The sequence below is a fragment of the Plantibacter sp. genome (genome assembly GCF_059073635.1).
Window position 1 is genome coordinate 101,262 of sequence record NZ_JCACOF010000010.1, and the last position, 18,321, is coordinate 119,582.

Genomic DNA, 18,321 nt, shown 5'->3' on the forward strand with positions numbered 1-18,321 from the left:
GCACACGACGAAGCCGTCCGGACCCTGGTCCGGACGGCTTCGTCGTGTACAGCCGCGTCGGTCAGCGGCTCGGGTCGGAGTCCGCTCCCGGGATCGGCAGGTCGATGATCGGGATGGCCGAGGTGATGGCCTCGATCCCCGAGAGCCGCGCGGGCGAGAGCTGCTTCGTCACCTCGTCGCGCGTCATGAGGTTGGCCTCGACCACGAGGTCCGCGACGTTGCGGCCCGTGAGCAGCGCGGTCTTCGCGAGCGCCGCAGCCGACTGGTACCCGATGAACGGGGTCAGGGCGGTGATGACGCCGACGGACGCGCCGACCATCACCTCGAGCCGTTCCTCGTTCGCCGTGATGCCGTCGATGCAGTTCACCCGCAGCGTCTTGCACGCCTGTGCCATCCAGACGATGCTCTGCAGCAGCGAGTGGGCGATGACCGGTTCGAAGGCGTTGAGCTGCAACTGCCCGGCCTCGGCCGCCATCGTGACCGTCATGTCGGCGCCGACGACGCTGAACGCCACCTGGTTCACGACCTCCGGGATGACCGGGTTGACCTTGCCCGGCATGATGCTCGATCCGGCCTGTCGGGGCGGCAGGTTGATCTCGCCGAGGCCGGCCTGCGGACCGCTCGACAGCAGACGCAGGTCGTTGCAGATCTTGGAGAGCTTGATGGCACTCCGCTTCAGGGTGCCGCTGAACGACATGAACCCGCCGGCGTCGCTCGTCGACTCGATGAGGTCGGGTGCCGTGGTGAGCGCGAGGCCCGTGATCTGGTTGAGGTGACGGACGACGGCCTCCGCGTAGCGCGGGTCGGCGGTGATCCCCGTCCCGATCGCGGTGGCGCCGAGGTTGACCTCGGCGAGCAGCCAGAGGGTCTCGTGGAGGCGGTCGTAGTCCTCGTTCAGCGTCGTGGCGAAGCCGTGGAACTCCTGCCCGAGGGTCATCGGGACGGCGTCCTGGAGCTGCGTGCGCCCGACCTTGAGGACGTGGGAGAACTCGACGGACTTCGCGCTGCACGAGTCGCGCAGCAGGCCGAGCTCCGTCAGGAGGAACTGCAGCGAGAACGCGAGCGCGATCTTGATCGAGGTCGGGTAGACGTCGTTGGTGGACTGCGACCGGTTGGTGTCGTCGAGCGGGTGCAGGAACTGGTACTCGCCCTTGGCATGACCGGCGAGCTCGAGCGCGATGTTCGTGATCACCTCGTTCGCGTTCATGTTCGTCGACGTACCCGCACCGCCCTGGATCACGCCCACGATGAACTCCTCGTGGAAGTCACCGTCGATGATGATCTGGCACGCGCGGTCGATGAGGTTCGCCTTCGCCGGGTCGAGGACCCCGATCTCGGCGTTCGCGCGGGCGGCGGCCTGCTTGACGCTCGCGATGGCGACGACGAGGTCGGGGTAGACGGAGATCGGACGCTTCGTGATGGGGAAGTTCTCGAGCGCGCGTGCCGTGTGGATGCCCCAGTACGCGTCGGCCGGGATCTCCATCGAACCGAGTGAATCCGACTCCGTCCGAGTCTCGTCGCTGTTCGTCCTGTCCGCCATGTCGTCGTCTGCTCCAAGGGTGGTGGGGATGCTGCTGCTGGTGGTGCTGATCGTCACTCGTGGCTCCGTTGCCTGGTGGGTGGATGTCCCTTCCAGCGTAGCCGGGTGCGATCCGCGATGCCTCTGCGGTGTCTTGGACCCGAGACGGTTCCGTGCCTGCGGTTCCGTGCCTGCGGTTCAGCGCCCGTGGGTCACCGCTTGCGCGAGAACGCCTCCAGCCGCTCGGCAGGGCTCAGGGCGGCCATGCGGTCGATGAACGCCGCACTGAAGGTGTCGGCGGTGGTGTAGTCACCGAGCGGGACCGTGGAGTGGGTGATGCGGTCGTCGTAGACGTGCACGAGGTTGAAGGACTGACCGCCGAACATCCCGTTCACCTCCACGGACGGGAGCGAGAGGTTCATCGAGTAACAGCTCGCGCTGGCGACCTGGACGGGGATGCCGGCGAAGGTGCTCGAGGTGGAGTAGTGCAGATGGCCGCCCAGGATGGCCCGGACGTCGCTCCCGCGCAGCACGGCCTCGAGCCGGTGCTGGTCGCGGAGCTCGAGGATGTCGAAGAACGGGATGCTCGACGGCACCGGCGGGTGGTGCATGGCGAGGATGCTGCCGAGCGGCGCCGGCGTGGCCAGCACCGACTCCAGCCACTCCAGCTGGCTGTCCTCGAGCTCACCGTGGTGCCACCCCGGGACGGTCGAGTCGAGGCCGATGACGCGCAAGCCGCCGAAGTCCCAGACGGCGTCGAGCGGCTGCTCCCCCGCCGGGAGGTCGAGGAGCTCCGTCCGCATGACCGACCGTTCGTCGTGGTTGCCCATGAGCCAGACGATGGTGGTGCCGAGTCGCTCGGCGACGGGCTCGACCCGCTCCCGGAGTCGACGGTAGGCGTCGGCCTCTCCGAGATCCGCGAGGTCACCCGTGAACACCATCGCGTCGGGCCGGAGCTGCATCCGCTCGATCTGACGGAGGGCCTGTTCCAGGTTGGCCTGCACGTCGACCGCGTCGTAGAGGCGTCGGCCGTCGGCCAGGAGGTGCGGGTCGCTCAGATGGACGATGACCCTGGCGGGAGCCGGGTACTGACCGAAACGGACGTCGGAAGTCATGGTCCGAGTCTAGGAGCCACCGCCGACGTGCTCCGCCGCGGTCGACCACCCGAGGGCGGCCGACCGCGGACGGTCAGGACGCGACGCCGAGGAGCTGCTCGATGGGTCCGCGGGCGAAGAAGACGAGGAACCCGGCTGCGACGACCCACAGCAGCGGGCTGATCTCGCGCGCCTTCCCGGACAGGGAGCGGAGCACGACCCAGGCGATGAAGCCGGCGCCGATGCCGTTGGCGATCGAGTACGTCAGCGGCATGACGACGACCGTCAGGAACACCGGGAGCGCGACCGAGAACTCGGTCCAGACGATGTCCTTGATCTGCGACATCATGAGCGTCCCGACGATGACGAGCGCGGCGGCGGCGACCTCGGAGGGCACGATCTGCGTGAGCGGCGTGAAGAACATGGCGAGCAGGAACAGCGCGCCGGTCACGAGGTTCGCGAGGCCGGTCCGTGCCCCTTCGCCGATGCCCGCACCGGATTCGATGAAGACGGTCGAGGAGGAGGACGAGGTCGCGCCACCGGCGACCGCACCGACACCCTCGACGATGAGCGCCGAGCGGAGTCGCGGGAAGTCGCCCTTGGCGTCCGCCACACCGGCCTCCTTCGAGAGCCCGGTCATCGTGCCCATGGCGTCGAAGAAGTTCGTGAACACGAGGGTGAAGACGAGCATGAGCGCGGCGAGGACGCCGATGCGCTCGAAGCCGCCGAAGCTCACCTGGCCGAGCAGGCTGAGGTCGGGGATCCCGACGACCTGGGTGGGCAGGGTCGGGACGCTGAGGTTCCAGCCACCGGGGTTCTCGCCGCCGTTGGAGGCGCCGACCTTGAAGACGGCCTCGGCGATGATGGCGATGATCGTGGAGGCGACGATGCCGATGAGCAGGGCACCCTTGATCTTGCGCGCGACGAGCACGCCCGTGAGCAGCAGGGAGATGACGAACACGGCGGTCGGCACGGTGGCGACCGAGCCCTCGATCCCGAGGCCGACGGGCGGCGAACCGGCGCCCGTCGAGCGGACGAAGCCGGCGTCGACGAAGCCGATGAAGGCGATGAAGAGGCCGATGCCGACCGTGATCGCGATCTTCAACTGGATGGGCACCGCGTTGAAGATCATGGCGCGGAGTCCGGTCGCCGCGAGCAGGACGATGATCAGCCCGTTGATGACGACGAGGCCCATCGCCTCGGCCCAGGTGACCTGACCGACGACGCTGACCGCGAGGAACGAGTTGATGCCGAGGCCGGCCGCGAAGGCGAACGGCAGCCGCGCCACGAGACCGAAGAGGATCGTCATGACGCCGGCGGTCAGGGCGGTCACGGCGGCGACCTGGGCGAAGCCGAGCTCGCCACCGGTGACGTCGGCCGAGCCGCTCAGGATGATCGGGTTGAGGATGACGATGTAGGCCATCGCGACGAAGGTCACGAGGCCGCCGCGCACCTCGCCTCCGACGGTCGAACCGCGCTTGCTGATCTCGAAGAAACCGTCGAGACGCTCTCGGAACGAGCGCGGAGCGGTGGGCGTCGTGGTCACTGGACCTCCTGGGTCTGCATCGAAGCAACCAGCGTACCGGCACGGCGGACCGCCCCGCGACGACCGGGATGCGAGGGTGCCGCTACGATCGGCTGGACCCCTTACCCAGCACCCTCCTCACGGAATCGAGCTCACATGGCGCTGCCCTGGACTCTGCACGGCGACGGCAAGCACGTCCCGACCCACGCGATCGTCGGCCCCGGAGAACGGCTCACCTGGCCGCGGACCATCGGCCTCGGCATGCAGCACGTCGTCGCGATGTTCGGCGCCACGTTCCTCGTCCCCGTGCTGACCGGGTTCCCGCCCACCACGACGCTGTTCTTCTCGGGTGTGGGCACCATCCTGTTCCTCGTCATCACCAAGAACCGCGTGCCGAGCTACCTCGGCTCGTCATTCGCCTTCATCGCCCCCATCTCCGCCGCGGTCGCGAGCCAGGGCATGGGCAGCGCCCTCTTCGGCATCCTCGCGGTGGGGCTCCTCCTGGCGCTCGTCGGCGTCATCGTGCAGGTCACGGGCACCGGGTGGATCGATGCGCTCATGCCGCCGGTCGTCGCCGGTGCCATCGTCGCGCTCATCGGGTTCAACCTCGCCCCCGCCGCGAAGAACAACTTCGTGGCGGCTCCGATCACCGCCCTCGTGACGCTCGCGGCCGTCATCCTGTCGACCGTCGTCTTCCGCGGGATCCTCGGCCGACTGTCGATCGTCATCGGTGTCGTGGTCGGGTACATCGTCGCGGCGATCCGTCAGGAGATCGACTTCTCGAAGATCGCGGACGCCGCGTGGGTCGGCCTCCCCGAGTTCCACCTCGCGGACAACCCGATCTCGAACCCGGCGGTCTGGGCGGTCCTCCCGGCGTTCCTCCCCGTCGTGCTCGTCCTCATCGCCGAGAACGTCGGGCACATCCGGGGCGTCGCGCAGATGACCGACGCCTCGGTGAACAAGCAGACCGGTCGCGCGCTCCTGTCCGACGGTCTGGCGACGATGCTGGCCGGCTTCGGCGGCGGTTCGGGCACGACGACCTACGGCGAGAACATCGGCGTCATGGCGGCGACTCGGGTCTACTCCACGGCGGCCTACTGGGTCGCCGGTCTGTTCGCGGTCCTCCTCGGCCTCTCCCCCAAGGTCGGTGCGGTCATCAACACCATCCCGGCGGGCGTCCTCGGCGGCGTCACGACGGCCCTGTACGGACTCATCGGGATCATCGGCGTGAAGATCTGGCTCGACAACAAGGTCGACTTCTCGAAGCCCGTCAACCAGTTCACCGCGGCGACGGCGCTCATCATCGGCATCGCGGACTTCACCTGGGTGGCGGGTGGCGACGTCAGCTTCAACGGGATCGCGCTCGGCACGATCGCCGCGATCGTCATCTACCACGTGATGACGACCATCGGTCGCTGGCGGAAGACCGCCTGACCCGTCCGGTGCGGGTGCGTCAGCGCGGTGCGCTGGCGTCAGCGCGGGTCGTACGCGCGAGCGCGGGTCTCTGGAGCCCCGCGCTCACGTGTGTGACCCGCGGCCATGCCGGGGAGGTGCGGTTCGCGTCAGCGCCCCGCGCTGGCGCACCAACGCGGATCGGCCCCGAACCGGGAGGCCCGCGCTCGCGTCAGCGCGGTGCGCTGGCGCATCCGAGGGATCAGCCCTGGTGGAAGAACGGCACGATCAGGTAGATGCCGAAGAGGACCGCCGCCGCACACAGGGCGAAGCAGGCGTAGGCACCGGCGCGGGCCAGGTTCTGCTGCGCCGGGGTCAACGGGTTCTTCCGAGCGGCCTTCGCGGCCCGCTTCGCCGCCTTCGCGGCCTCCTCCGGCGTGATGACCGTGATCGCGTCGGTGAACTCGGCCGGCGCCACCACGGGCACGCGCCCGGCGGTGGTCAGGAGCCGGAGCCCGAGGGAGTACAGACTGACGATCGCGGTCGCACCGATGAGCGACGTCGCGAAGACGATCAGGAATGCTGCCCAGTCGATCACTTCTTCACCTTCTTGGGCTTGGGGTTGCGCTTGATCTTGACCGCACGACCGGAGTCGGCGACCTCACTGACGACGTTGCTGTGGTCGACCTGGTTCCGGCGCGAGATGAGGAAGATGGTGAGGATGACACCGACCCCCACCACGGCGTCGATGATGATGCCGACGAGGCCGAGGTGGGCGACGGCGGCGGCGAGTGCCCCGACGATGCCGGCCGCGGGCAGGGTCATCAACCAGCCGAGGGCGATGCGCCCGGCGGTCCCCCAGCGCACCTTCGATCCGCGTCGCCCGAGGCCGGAGCCGATGACGGAGCCGGAGGCGACCTGCGTGGTGGAGAGGGCGAAGCCGAGGTGGCTCGACGCGAGGATCGTGGCGGCGGTGCTCGTCTCGGCCGCGAAGCCCTGCGCCGGCTTGACGTCGGTGAGCCCTGTGCCGATGGTCTTGATGATCCGCCAGCCGCCCATGTAGGTGCCGAGCGCGATGGCGAGGGCGCAGACGACGATGACCCAGAGCTCGGGGCCGGTGCCGACCGCCTGCACCCCGACCGCGATGAAGGTGAGCGTGATGACACCCATGGTCTTCTGTGCGTCGTTCGTACCGTGCGCGAGGGCGACGAGGGACGAGGAGAAGATCTGCGCGTACCGGAACCCGTCGCGGCCGTCGGGCTTGCCGTCGTAGCGGCGCGTGATCCGATAGGCGAGCTTCGTCGCCGAGTAGGCGACCAGACCCGCCGTGACGGGGGCGATCAACGCCGGGAGGATGACCTTGGAGAGGACGACACCGAAGTCGATCGAGCCGAAGCCGGCGCCGACGATCGCCGCGCCGATGAGCCCGCCGAACAACGCGTGGCTGGAGGACGACGGCAGGCCGAGGAGCCAGGTCAGCATGTTCCAGACGATCGCGCCGATGAGTCCGGCGAAGATCAGCTCCGGTCCGATCCGGATGCCGCCCTCGCCCTCCCGGATGAGCCCGCCCGAGATGGTCTTCGCGACCTCCGTGGACAGGAACGCACCGACGAGGTTGAGGATCGCGGCGAGCAGCACGGCGGTCTTCGGTTTGAGGGCGCCCGTGGCGATCGGGGTCGCCATGGCGTTCGCCGTGTCGTGGAACCCGTTCGTGAAGTCGAAGAACAGTGCCAGTGCGATGACCAGCACGACAGTCAGGGTAACGAGTTCCACTGGTGTCTTTCTCGAGGCGGAGCGAATACGGACACAGTGCTCCCCGACGAGATGTTTGGGGGGAATTCACGTGCTGGATACGGGCGGTTCACCCGCCGTACACGATCCTTACACCCTGCCCGGTCGAGGTCAACTCGACGCCGATCAGCGCCCGCCGCCGCCTCCGCCGCCTCCGCCGCCGCCCGCGAAGCCGCCGCCCGTCGAGCCGCCGGACGAGCTCGCTCCCCCACTGGTCGACCAGGACGCCGACGTACTCGACGCCGATCCGGAGAAGCCGGAGAACGCGTTCGCGAACATCGCCGCCTGGAACGGGGTGTTCGAGGCGTACCACGACGGCGCACTCCCGGCCTGCTCGTAGCGGATACCGAGTTCCTTGGCCCACTCGCGCTCCACGCCCCAGAGCACGGCGAAGGGCAGGAGCCGTTCGGTGACCCGGACGAGCTGGCCGGGGTCGCCGAGGTCCACCCGTTCGGCACCGTCGGGGCTCTGCAACATGCGGAAGCGGTCCTGCTCCGCCAGCGCCAGGTAGTCGCGGAGGCCGAGCAACTCGTCCCGCGCATCGGCACCGGTGGCGGTGAGCGGTTTCGGTGCGATGGCCAACACGATCCCGGCGAGCAGCGCGATCCCGGTCACGAAGAGCGCGGCGACCGACCAGCCGTTGTCCGCTCGCTGGGAGTAGGCGACCCCGAAGAAGACGATCCCGGCGACGCCCAGGACGGCGAGCGCCCCCACGATGATCCACGCCCGCCCGGAGGAGACCGAGCGTCGGAGGCCGAGGTCGAGGGCGTTCCGCTTGGCGGCCGCGAGTTCCGCGGTGACCGCCTTGCCGAGCGCCGGGTCGACCTCCTTCATCTCCCGCGGTCGGTTCCGGTCGGGGAAGAGCGCGGCGAGCACGCGCCGTTCCTGCTCATCCGTCGCGCTGTCGTCGAGGTACTGCAGGGAGTAGTCCTTCTTGCCCGGTCCGTCCACGATCCGGAGCTTGCCGCGGACGGCGAGGCTGACGATCTCGGCGGCCATCGACGAGGCGGCGCGACCGGCGAGGTCGCCCGCCAGCAGGAGGTTCATCTGCTTCGGGGCGGAGTACTGCGGCACGATGACGCCACGACCGGGGTGGTCCCGCCAGAAGCGCAGTCGGATCCACAAGAGCGCTCCGAGCCCCGCGGCCGACAGCGCGCCGAGGACGATCGGGACGATGGAGAAGACCGGTGCCTCGCCGGGGCGGGCCGGTTGGACGAACGTGCCCGGTTCGAACCCGATCGCGACCGTCAGCGTCTGCCGGGCCTGCAGCGGGACGGAGGAGGTCGTGAAGACGTCTCCGTCGGCGTCCTCCGCCTGGGAGAGGTCGCACGGCGAGCTGTCGTCGGGATCCCCGCGGTAGCAGGCGCCGTCACCGGTGAGCGCGTCGGCGATGTCGGGCGCGACCCGCACCGTCATACTGGCGTCGGCGAACGGCTGGTCCCAGCCGGTCCCGGGCGCGTCCCAGTAGAACTCGTCGGAGCGTGTGTCGCGATAGGCGCCGACGACGCCGCGCTGCGTGTAGGTGATGACGTAGCTCTGCGTGCCGCGCACGTAGTCGTCCGTCCCGAGCGACAACTCGAGGAAGTCACCGTCGCGGTCGGTCTCCCACTCCACGGGCGCACCGTCGGCGTCGGTCACCGAGACGATCTCCGTGTGCAGTGGTGCCCGGTCGAACTCGTCGGGGATCGCTCGGATGATGCCCTTGTTCTGGTCGGAGTCGGGGAACTCCGCGACGAAGGTCTCGACCGCGCGCAGCTCGGCTTGACCGTCGCCGCCACGGCTCAGGGTGTAGTCGCCGTCGAAGGACGCGAAGGTGAAGTCGGACACGTCGGTCCGAGCGTCGGCCGCGGCGGGCGGCGTGCTCGCCAGGGTCGCGACGAGTGGTGCACCCACCGCCAGGGCCAGGGCGACGAGGAGCACCCGCGACGAGCGGGCACGGACCGGGGACAGGCGACGACGTCTGGGCTTCACCCGGCCAAGTCTAGGAGGGGTGCCGGCGGGCGCGCGGACGCGCCCGCCGGGACTCACATCTCCTCGTGGGTGTTGGGGTCGCCGTCGAAGAGCCTGCCGTCCGTCCGCCCGAGTGCGGTGATCGCCTGCACCTCGGTGTCGCTGAGCTCGAAGCCGAAGACGTCGATGTTCGTGCGCTGGCGTTCCGGGGACGCGGACTTCGGGATCGGGAGCACGCCGCGCTGGTGGTGCCAGCGGAGGACGACCTGCGCCGGTGAGACGTCGTGCGCCGCGGCGGCCGCTGCGACGGGTTCCTCGGCGAACGGCGCCTGTGCCTTGCCGAGCGGGCTCCACGCCTCGGTGACGATGCCGTGCTCGCGGTGGAAGGCGAGGAGCTCCTCCTGCGGGAAGTACGGGTGCAGCTCGACCTGGTTGACGGCCGGCAGCACACCCGTCTCGTCGGCGAGGCGGGTCAGGAACTCCTCGGTGAAGTTCGAGACGCCGATGCTGCGGACGAGGCCCTCGCGCTGCAGCTGGATCATGGCCTTCCACGACTCGACGAAGCGGCCGACGGAGGGGTTCGGCCAGTGGATGAGGTACAGGTCGATGTGGTCGAGGCCGAGCGAGGCCAGGGATCCGCGGCACGAGGTGATGGTCTCCTCGAAGCCGTGGTCGCGGCCGGGCAGCTTCGTCGCGACGACGAGTTCGTCACGGGGGACGTCGGTCTCGCGGACCGCGGCGCCGACGGCGTCCTCGTTGCGGTAGTTCACGGCGGTGTCGATCAGTCGGTAGCCTGCGTCGATGGCGGACAGCGTGGCGTCGGTGCCCTCGCGGCCTCGCAGGGGGTAGGTGCCGAAACCGATCGCGGGGACGCTCGAACCGTCGTTGAGCGCGAATGTTGGGATGGTCGTCATCACCCCACGCTAGACCCGGCGGCCCTCGGATGGCTCCGAGCGGGCTGGGAGGGCGGCGCCTCGACTAGCGTTGGACCATGGCGAAGCTCTCTGCCCCCCGTGCCCAGACCCGACCGACCGAACGCACCCACCACGGCGACACCGTGGTGGACCCGTACGAGTGGCTCCGTGAGAAGGAGTCACCGGAGGTGATCGCGCACCTGGAGGCGGAGAACGCCTACACCGAGCAGGAGACGGCCCATCTGGCCGGACTGCGCGAGCGCATCTTCCAGGAGATCAAGAGTCGCACGCTCGAGACCGACCTCTCGGTCCCGACCCGTTCCGGTGCGTGGTGGTACTACGGCCGCAGTGTCGAAGGCCGCCAGTACGGCATCCAGTGCCGCATCCCGGTCGCCGACCCGGAGGACTGGACGCCGCCGACCCTGCCCGAGGGCGGCGCGGCCCCCGGCGAGCAGATCATCCTCGACGCCAACGTCGAGGCGGAGGGCCACGAGTTCTTCTCCCTCGGCAGCTTCGACGTGTCGGACGACGGCACGCGACTGCTCTACGGCGTCGACGTCGAAGGCGACGAGCGGTACACCGTCCGTGTCCGGGACCTCGCGAGTGGCGTCGACCTCGACGACGAGCTCCTCGGGACCGCGGGCGGGGCGGAGTTCTCCCCCGACGGCACCGCCATCGTCTACACGACGGTCGACGAGAGCTGGCGCCCCGACACCGTGCACCTGCACCGGGTGGGGACGTCCCAGGACGACGACACGGTCCTCTTCCACGAGCCCGACGAGCGGTTCTGGGTCGGCGCCGGATTCACCCGCAGCCGCGCGCTGCTCCTGATCGAGGCCGGCTCCTCGGTCACGAGCGAGACCCGGCTCGTCCCCGCCGACGCGCTGTCCGAGGAGGCGCGGATCGTCTGGCCGCGGACCGACGGCGTCGAGTACAGCGTCGAACACCGGGTGGCCGACGGCGCAGACCGGTTGCTCATCCTGCACAACCGGGACGCGCCGGACTTCGAGCTCGTCGAGGTGCCACTCTCGGATCCGCTCGGCACGGCGCGGGTCGTCGTCGCGCACAGCAGCGAGCGCCGGCTCGAGGACGTCGAGGCGTTCGAGGCCGTGACCACCGTCTCCTATCGGCGCGACGGCCTCACGCGTATCGGCCTGCTCGACCCGACGAGTGGCGACATCGACGAGATCGCCTTCGACGAACCGCTGTCCACCGTGGGCTGGCACGGCAACAACGAGTGGGCTCAACCGATGCTCCGGTTCGGATACGGGTCCCTCGTGACGCCGTCAACGGTGCTCGAACTCGACGTCCGGTCCGGCGAACGCTTCGTGCGCAAGCAGCAGCCGGTCCTCGGCGACTACGACCCGGCAAACTACGAGCAGTTCCGGGAGTGGGCGACGGCCGTGGACGGGACCCGCGTGCCGATCTCCATCGTGCGCCGGGTCGGTGTCCAGGGGCCCGGGCCGCTCCACCTCTACGGGTACGGCTCGTACGAGGCCAGCATGGACCCGTCCTTCTCGATCGCGAGGCTGTCGATGCTCGACCGCGGCGTGACCTTCGCGATCGCCCATGTGCGCGGCGGCGGCGAACTCGGGCGTCACTGGTACGAGGACGGCAAGAAGCTCCACAAGCAGAACAGCTTCAGCGACTTCGTCGACGTGGCCGACCACCTCATCCGCGAGGGCTGGACGACGCCTGCCCGGCTCGTCGCCGAGGGCGGCAGCGCCGGCGGCCTCCTCATGGGCGCCGTGGCGAACCGTGCTCCCGACCGCTTCGCCGGCATCCTCGCCGGCGTCCCGTTCGTCGACGCGCTGACGAGCATCCTCGACCCGTCGCTCCCCCTGACGGTCATCGAATGGGACGAATGGGGCGATCCGCTCCACGACCCCGAGGTCTACGCGTACATGAAGGCGTACAGCCCCTACGAGAACGTCGACCCGGCGAAGCGCTACCCTCGCATCCTCGCGACGACGAGCCTCAACGACACCCGCGTGCTGTACGTGGAACCCGCGAAGTGGGTGGCCCGCCTGCGGGACGCCGGTGCACCGGCGCTGATGAAGATCGAGATGAGCGCCGGGCACGGCGGGGTGAGCGGCCGCTACAACGCGTGGCGTGAGCGCGCCGAGGAACTCGCCTGGCTGCTCGATGTGCTCGAACTCACGGACACCGATCCGGCCTGATCCGAAGCGACGACGCCCCTGCTCCGTCCGGAGCAGGGGCGTCGTCGGTGCGGCGGGTGTCTAGCCGAAGAGGATCGCCGCTTCGTCGTAGCGCTCCTGCGGCACGGTCTTCAGCTTGCCGAGCGCCTCTTCGAAGCGGCAGTTGACGAGTTCGGTGCCGCGGAGTGCGATCATCGTGCCCCAGTCGCCGGCCATGACGGAGTCGATGGCGGCCATACCGAGGCGGGTGGCGAGCACGCGGTCGTAGGCGCTCGGGACGCCACCGCGCTGCAGGTGGCCGAGCACGGTCGCGCGGGACTCGATGCCCGTGCGGCGCTCGATCTCGGGTGCGAGCACGTCGGCGATGCCGCCGAGACGGGGACGGTTGAACGCGTCGAGTCCCTTCTCGGAGTGCGCGGTCTCCATGGTGTCGAGCGTGAAGCCCTCGGACACGACGATGATCGGGGCGCGACCGCGCTGGTAGACGCTGTCCGCCCACTCGCAGATCTGCTCGATCGACTGCGGCTGTTCCGGGATGAGGATGGCGTGGGCACCCGCCGCCATACCGGCGTGCAGGGCGATCCAGCCGACGTGCCGGCCCATGACCTCGATGACCATGCACCGCTTGTGGGACTCGCCCGTCGTCCGGAGACGGTCGATGGCCTCGGTCGCGATCTCGACGGCGGTGTCGAAGCCGAAGGAGTAGTCGGTGGCGTCGAGATCGTTGTCGATCGTCTTCGGGACGCCGACGATCTTGAGGCCGGCGTCGGTCAGCCGCTTCGCCGCGGCGAGCGTGCCCTCTCCGCCGATGGCGATGAGCGCGTCGATGCCGAGCCGGTCCATGGTGTGCTGGACGTTCTCCGGGCCGCCGTGCGGTCCTTCGAACGGGTTGGTGCGGCTCGTGCCGAGGATGGTGCCACCCTGCTTGGCGAGACCACGCACGCTGTGGCGGTCGAGCGGCATCGTCAGGCCCTCGACGACTCCTCGCCAGCCGTCGCGGATGCCGATGAACTCCTGGTTGTGGATCTTCGTCCCCTTGAGGACCGCTCCTCGGATGACCGCGTTCAGGCCGGGGCAGTCGCCGCCGCTCGTGAGCACACCAATTCTCATATCAACAGTCCTCATGGGGATCGGGGCACCTCAGGTGCCGGGAGTCATCCCCGACAATACCGTCTCGCCGACGGTGCTTCATCCGGCGCGGACGGTCCTCCGGCCCAGAGGGTCGGTGCCTCGTCCACCGGGGTTAGGCTGCTGGGATGAGTGCCGACGACTACCTGCCCGCCGATGGCGGCATCACGATGTTCTCCACGACCTGGTGCGGGTACTGCGCCCGACTGAAGCATCAGCTGTCCGCAGCCGGCATCCCGTTCACCGAGGTCGACATCGAGCAGGTCCCGGGGACCGCCGACCTCGTCGCCTCGCTGAACGGCGGCAACCAGACGGTCCCGACGGTGATCTTCCCCGACCGCTCGACCGCGACGAACCCGTCGCTCGCTCAGGTGAAGGCGGCACTCGGCGTCTGACCAGCCGACGACGTCCGGCCGGGCGACCCGTGGTCACCCGGTCGGACGAACCGGACGTCAGGCGCCCAGTGCCTCGCGGAGCAGGTGGACGAGGGCGTTCAGCTGCACCGAGTCGACCGACGCGACGTCCTGGTCGCTGCCGTCGAGCGCGCGAGCGGCCAGGCCCTGCTTGCTGTCGATGAGTTCCGCGACCTTCGCGTCGATCGTGTGCGCGGCGATGATGCGCCAGGCGGTGACCGGCTCCTCCTGACCGATGCGGTGCACGCGGTCGATCGCCTGGGTCTGCTCGGCGGCCGTCCAGGACAACTCGGCGAGCACGACGTTGGACGCGGCCTGCAGGTTGACGCCGACGCCGGCGGCGGTGAGCGAACAGACCGCGACCGCGACCTCCGGATCGGTGTTGAACGCGTCGATCGCGGCCTGACGCGCCTGCGCGGTCTGGTCGCCGCGGAGCGACACCGTCTTCAAGCCGCGACCCGCGAACAACTGCTCGGCCGCGTTCATGACGTCGATGTGCTTCGCGAAGAACACGACCTTGCCCACGGACCTCGCGAGCTGCGCCGTGTAGTCGGCGGCGAGGACGGCCTTGGCCTGACCGATCTTGCGGATCATGGTGAACACGTTCTCCGTGCCACCGGCGGCCTTGGACTCGTCGAGCTCGGCCTGGGCGACCATGCGCATGAGGTCGGTGTTCGGCTCGTGCAGCGCGTCGACGCGCTCACCACGCGACTCCAGGACCCGCACGTAGCGGGACTTGAGCCGTTGCCCGAGCTCGGCCTCCGCGTCGCGGATGGACCGGATCGCCTCGTCGTCGAGCTCGACCGGGAGGTCGGCGACGCGCTTGGCGGGCAGGTCCTTGGCGACGTCGAGCTTCTTGCGGCGCACGATGCCCATGTCGATGACGGCGGACCGCGCGGCGGCGTAGAAGGCGTGCTCGGCCGGGGTCAGGCCGGTGTCCTCGAGCCGCTCCATGAGTTCGGCGGTCGGCTTGCCGTCCTTGATCCAGCCGAGGAACTGCCAGATGGCGTTGAAGTCCTCGACGTCGTTGATCAGCGGCGTACCCGTCAGCGCGAGCAGCAGCGGGTCCTGGCCGGGCGTCGCCTTCCGGATCCGGTTCGCGAGTGACAGCACGTGCTGCGAGCGCTGGGAGTGGAGGTTCTTGATGAAGTGCGCCTCGTCGACCACCATGCCGCGGAAGCCGAGCGTCCCGAGCCAGGCGAGGTGGCGGTCGAGGACCTCGTAGTTCACGATGATGACGTCGGCGAAGGCGTCGAGCGCCTGGCCGTCGCCGTGGATGACCGTGGCGCGTCGGTGCGGCGTCCAGCGCTCGACCTCGCGCGCCCAGTTCATCTTGACGACGTTCGGGACGATGACGAGGAGCGGGTACGCCTCGGCGACCGAGGCGGCGAGGACCGACTGCGCGGTCTTGCCGAGGCCCGGCTCGTCGGCGAGCAGGAAGGAACGGTGTCCTTCACGGACGCTCTCGACGAAGCGCGCCTGGTGCTTCATGACCTCGAGGCCGCGCGGCGAGAGCCGGTCGAGCTTCGGGGCCTCGGGCAGGTCCATCGAGGCCGCTCCCCCGCCGGAACCGAGCTCGAACGCCTTGTACAGGGGGCCCATGAGCTCCCAGCTGTCGAGTCGTCGACGCACGGTCGGCTGCGGTGCCGCCTGGCTGAAGTCCGGGGCGAGGAACGGATTGGCCAACTGACGTGCCTTGACCGACTGCGGGATGACCTGCTTCTCGGCGAGCTCGGCCGGGACGACGGATTCCACGACGGGCTTCTCGACGGTGATGATGAGTTCGTCGGCGCTGAGTTCGGCGCCCGACTCGAGGAGCCAGTCGCGCCGGAGCCGCTGCGCGACGGGGCTCGTCGCGGCGTCGGCCTCGAGGAGCTGGATGAGCGAGGTGTCGCGCGCCGCCGTCTTGGCGAGGATGGTCGCCACACCGTCGAGGCGCTTCAGGAGCTCGGCCCGCGTGGCGTCGCTGTAGCTCGTGTCGGCCTTGACCCTGGCGCGTTCCTCGCGGACGAGGAAGGCGATGACCTGGTACTTGGTCCGGTTGGTTGGCCCGACCTTGCCCTTCTGCGCCTTCGCCTCGACCTCGCGCACCTTGCGGGCGAGGATGGGGATGATCGGCGCGTCGTCGTCGTGACGCGACGAGGACCCTCTGGGGTTCGAGCGGCCAGATGAACGGGTGCTGGAACGCCCCTGGGAACGGCGTTGCTGGCCGGTGTGCGGCATGCTCCTCCTGAGCAGTCGAAGAGCCTCATCGGCCGAGGGGCCGGAAGAGACGGGCGTCGGGCCCGACTGGTCGTCGTGGAGCAACAGAGCGTTGCACGAGACCGACACGGGCGCCCGACGGGCGTGTGCCCAGTCTACGCCATCGGCCGCATCGGTCGCGAGCGCTCAGTCCGGCGCGCTGTCGACGAGTCCGAACCGCTCCAGTTCGGCGTCGTCGAGCATGCGGGAACGGATGAGGAACCGCTGCCCCGTCGGGGCCTCGACGCTGAACCCGCTGCCGCGCCCCTGCACCACGTCGATCGTCAGGTGCGTGTACTTCCAGTACTCGAACTGGGAACGCGACATGTAGACCTCGACGGGCGCGTCGAGCCCGGGCACGTCGAGCGTGTCGAGCAGGACGTCGACCGCGCCCGTGCGGAACATCCCGACGGGGTAGCACATGGGCGAACTCCCGTCGCAGCATCCGCCGGACTGATGGAACATGAGCGGTCCGTGCAGCGCGGTCATCTCCCGCACCAGTGCGGCCGCAGCGTCGGTGACGTCGACCCGTCCGGTCATGGTGTCCTCCTTCGTCGTGTCGTGTATCCGGCCCTGCCCCTCCGCCGGTCCCTGAGCCTGTCGAAGGGCGCCCTTCGACAAGCTCAGGGACCGGGTGGGGGCTCAGGGACCGGGATGTGGATCAGAAGAAGCCCATCGGCCCCTCCGCGTAGCTCACGAGCAGGTTCTTCGTCTGCTGGTAGTGGTCGAGCATCATCTTGTGGTTCTCCCGGCCGATCCCCGACTGCTTGTACCCGCCGAACGCCGCGTGCGCCGGGTACTGGTGGTAGGTGTTCGACCAGACGCGTCCCGCCTCGATCGCCCGCCCGGCCCGGTACAGCGTCGTCGCCTCACGGCTCCACACACCGGCGCCGAGGCCGTAGAGGGTGTCGTTCGCGATGGAGATCGCCTCGTCGTAGTCAGCGAAGCTCGTGAGTGCGAGCACGGGCCCGAAGATCTCCTCCTGGAAGATCCGCATGTCGTTCGTCCCCTCGAAGACGGTCGGCTGGACGTAGAACCCGCCGCTCAACTCACCGCCGAGGTCGGCTCGCTCGCCGCCGATGAGCAGCTTCGCGCCGCCCTGCTTGCCGATGTCCATGTAGGAGAGGATCTTCTCGAGCTGGTCGTTCGACGCCTGGGCACCGATCATCGTGTCCGTGTCGAGCGGGTTGCCCTGCTTGATCTTGCCGATGCGGGTCAGCGCGTCGCCCACGAAGCCGTCGTAGATGGAACGCTGGACGAGCGCCCGACTCGGGCAGGTGCAGACCTCGCCCTGGTTCAGGGCGAACATGCTGAAGCCCTCCTGCGCCTTCTCGTAGTACTGGTCGTGCTCGCGCGCCACGTCCTCGAAGAACACGTTCGGGCTCTTGCCGCCGAGCTCCAGCGTCACCGGGATGAGGTTCTCGCTCGCGTACTGCATGATCAGGCGACCGGTCGTGGTCTCACCGGTGAACGCGATCTTCCGGATCCGCGGGTGGGACGCCAGCGGGGCGCCGGCCTCGATGCCGAAACCGTTGACGACGTTGAGCACGCCGGCCGGCAGCAGGTCCTTCACGAGGTCGACGATGAGGTGGATCGACGCCGGGGTCTGCTCGGCCGGCTTCAGCACGACGCAGTTGCCTGCGGCGAGCGCCGGTGCGAGCTTCCACACGGCCATGAGGATCGGGAAGTTCCAGGGGATGATCTGCCCGACGACGCCGAGCGGTTCGTGGAAGTGGTAGGCGACCGTGTCGTGGTCGAGTTCCGAGATGCCGCCCTCCTGAGCGCGGATCGCCCCCGCGAAATAGCGGAAGTGGTCGATCGCCAAGGGGATGTCGGCGGCCAGGGTCTCGCGGACCGGCTTGCCGTTCTCCCAGCTCTCGGCGACGGCGATCTCCTCGAGGTGCTCCTCCATGCGGTCGGCGATGCGGTTGAGGATCACCGCGCGCTCGGCGACGCTCGTCTTCGACCAGGCGGGGAACGCCTTCCATCCCGCCTCGACCGCTCGGTCCACGTCGGCCGCGGTGCCTCGGGCGATCTCGGTGAACACGGCTCCGGTGACCGGGGTCTGGTTCTCGAAGTACTGCCCGTTCGCGGGCGGGACGTACTCGCCCCCGATGAAGTGGTCGTAGCGGGGGGCGTAGCTGAACACGGCACCTTCGGTACCCGGGTTGGCGTAGACGGTCATGTCACTCCTT

The 18,321-nt window shown here is 69.2% G+C and carries 14 protein-coding genes; 3 read left to right on the forward strand and 11 right to left on the reverse strand.

What is annotated here, in order from left to right; translation table 11 throughout:
* Positions 1–61 precede the first annotated feature (61 nt).
* From AC5JOC_RS12735 to AC5JOC_RS12745, 3 genes are all read right to left on the reverse strand, one after another.
* Positions 62–1,540 carry an aspartate ammonia-lyase gene (locus AC5JOC_RS12735; RefSeq protein WP_086474295.1) on the reverse strand — a complete coding sequence of 493 codons (1,479 nt, stop codon included), beginning with the start codon at positions 1,538–1,540 and terminating at the stop codon, positions 62–64.
* Between the two features lie 191 nt (positions 1,541–1,731).
* The gene (locus AC5JOC_RS12740; protein ID WP_159879113.1) at positions 1,732–2,634 is read right to left on the reverse strand and encodes a phosphodiesterase; all 903 of its coding nucleotides are present in this window, start codon (positions 2,632–2,634) and stop codon (positions 1,732–1,734) included.
* Positions 2,635–2,707: 73 nt separating this feature from the next.
* Positions 2,708–4,159, reverse strand: a complete 1,452-nt coding sequence (locus tag AC5JOC_RS12745; RefSeq protein WP_124769545.1) for an NCS2 family permease — start codon at positions 4,157–4,159, stop codon at positions 2,708–2,710.
* 135 nt (positions 4,160–4,294) lie between these two features.
* On the opposite strand from AC5JOC_RS12745, the gene AC5JOC_RS12750 reads away from it, so the two are divergent.
* The gene (locus AC5JOC_RS12750; protein ID WP_079707128.1) at positions 4,295–5,572 is read left to right on the forward strand and encodes a uracil-xanthine permease family protein; all 1,278 of its coding nucleotides are present in this window, start codon (positions 4,295–4,297) and stop codon (positions 5,570–5,572) included.
* Between the two features lie 220 nt (positions 5,573–5,792).
* Here AC5JOC_RS12750 and AC5JOC_RS12755 read toward each other — a convergent pair whose 3' ends face one another.
* From AC5JOC_RS12755 to AC5JOC_RS12770, 4 genes are all read right to left on the reverse strand, one after another.
* Positions 5,793–6,128 carry a peptidase gene (locus AC5JOC_RS12755; RefSeq protein WP_079707129.1) on the reverse strand — a complete coding sequence of 112 codons (336 nt, stop codon included), beginning with the start codon at positions 6,126–6,128 and terminating at the stop codon, positions 5,793–5,795.
* Positions 6,125–7,303: an inorganic phosphate transporter gene (locus tag AC5JOC_RS12760; protein WP_079707130.1), complete on the reverse strand. Its 1,179-nt coding sequence runs from the start codon at positions 7,301–7,303 to the stop codon at positions 6,125–6,127. Before AC5JOC_RS12760 ends, AC5JOC_RS12755 begins: the two co-directional genes overlap by 4 nt.
* 144 nt (positions 7,304–7,447) lie before the next feature.
* Positions 7,448–9,292, reverse strand: a complete 1,845-nt coding sequence (locus AC5JOC_RS12765) for a DUF2207 domain-containing protein (RefSeq protein ID WP_494246523.1) — start codon at positions 9,290–9,292, stop codon at positions 7,448–7,450.
* Between the two features lie 53 nt (positions 9,293–9,345).
* Positions 9,346–10,185 (reverse strand): aldo/keto reductase, encoded by an 840-nt coding sequence (locus tag AC5JOC_RS12770; protein ID WP_079707132.1) that lies wholly within the window; start codon positions 10,183–10,185, stop codon positions 9,346–9,348.
* A gap of 77 nt (positions 10,186–10,262) precedes the next feature.
* Between AC5JOC_RS12770 and AC5JOC_RS12775 the strand changes: the two genes are divergently transcribed.
* Positions 10,263–12,365 carry a S9 family peptidase gene (locus tag AC5JOC_RS12775; protein ID WP_494246524.1) on the forward strand — a complete coding sequence of 701 codons (2,103 nt, stop codon included), beginning with the start codon at positions 10,263–10,265 and terminating at the stop codon, positions 12,363–12,365.
* Between the two features lie 60 nt (positions 12,366–12,425).
* On the opposite strand, the gene AC5JOC_RS12780 is transcribed toward AC5JOC_RS12775, so the two are convergent.
* Complete coding sequence (locus AC5JOC_RS12780; protein ID WP_064294489.1) at positions 12,426–13,454, reverse strand: 6-phosphofructokinase; 1,029 nt, start codon at positions 13,452–13,454, stop codon at positions 12,426–12,428.
* A gap of 146 nt (positions 13,455–13,600) precedes the next feature.
* Between AC5JOC_RS12780 and AC5JOC_RS12785 the strand changes: the two genes are divergently transcribed.
* Positions 13,601–13,867 (forward strand): mycoredoxin, encoded by a 267-nt coding sequence (locus AC5JOC_RS12785; protein ID WP_064294490.1) that lies wholly within the window; start codon positions 13,601–13,603, stop codon positions 13,865–13,867.
* 57 nt (positions 13,868–13,924) lie between these two features.
* Here the strand turns inward: AC5JOC_RS12785 and AC5JOC_RS12790 are convergent, their stop codons facing one another.
* From AC5JOC_RS12790 to exaC, 3 genes are all read right to left on the reverse strand, one after another.
* Positions 13,925–16,108, reverse strand: coding sequence for a DEAD/DEAH box helicase (locus tag AC5JOC_RS12790; protein ID WP_159879123.1), 2,184 nt, complete (start codon positions 16,106–16,108; stop codon positions 13,925–13,927).
* A 165-nt stretch (positions 16,109–16,273) separates the two neighbouring features.
* Positions 16,274–16,666: a DUF779 domain-containing protein gene (locus AC5JOC_RS12795; protein WP_079707135.1), complete on the reverse strand. Its 393-nt coding sequence runs from the start codon at positions 16,664–16,666 to the stop codon at positions 16,274–16,276.
* A gap of 121 nt (positions 16,667–16,787) precedes the next feature.
* Positions 16,788–18,311, reverse strand: a complete 1,524-nt coding sequence (gene exaC, locus AC5JOC_RS12800) for an acetaldehyde dehydrogenase ExaC (protein WP_085513099.1) — start codon at positions 18,309–18,311, stop codon at positions 16,788–16,790.
* Between the last annotated feature and the right edge of the window lie 10 nt (positions 18,312–18,321).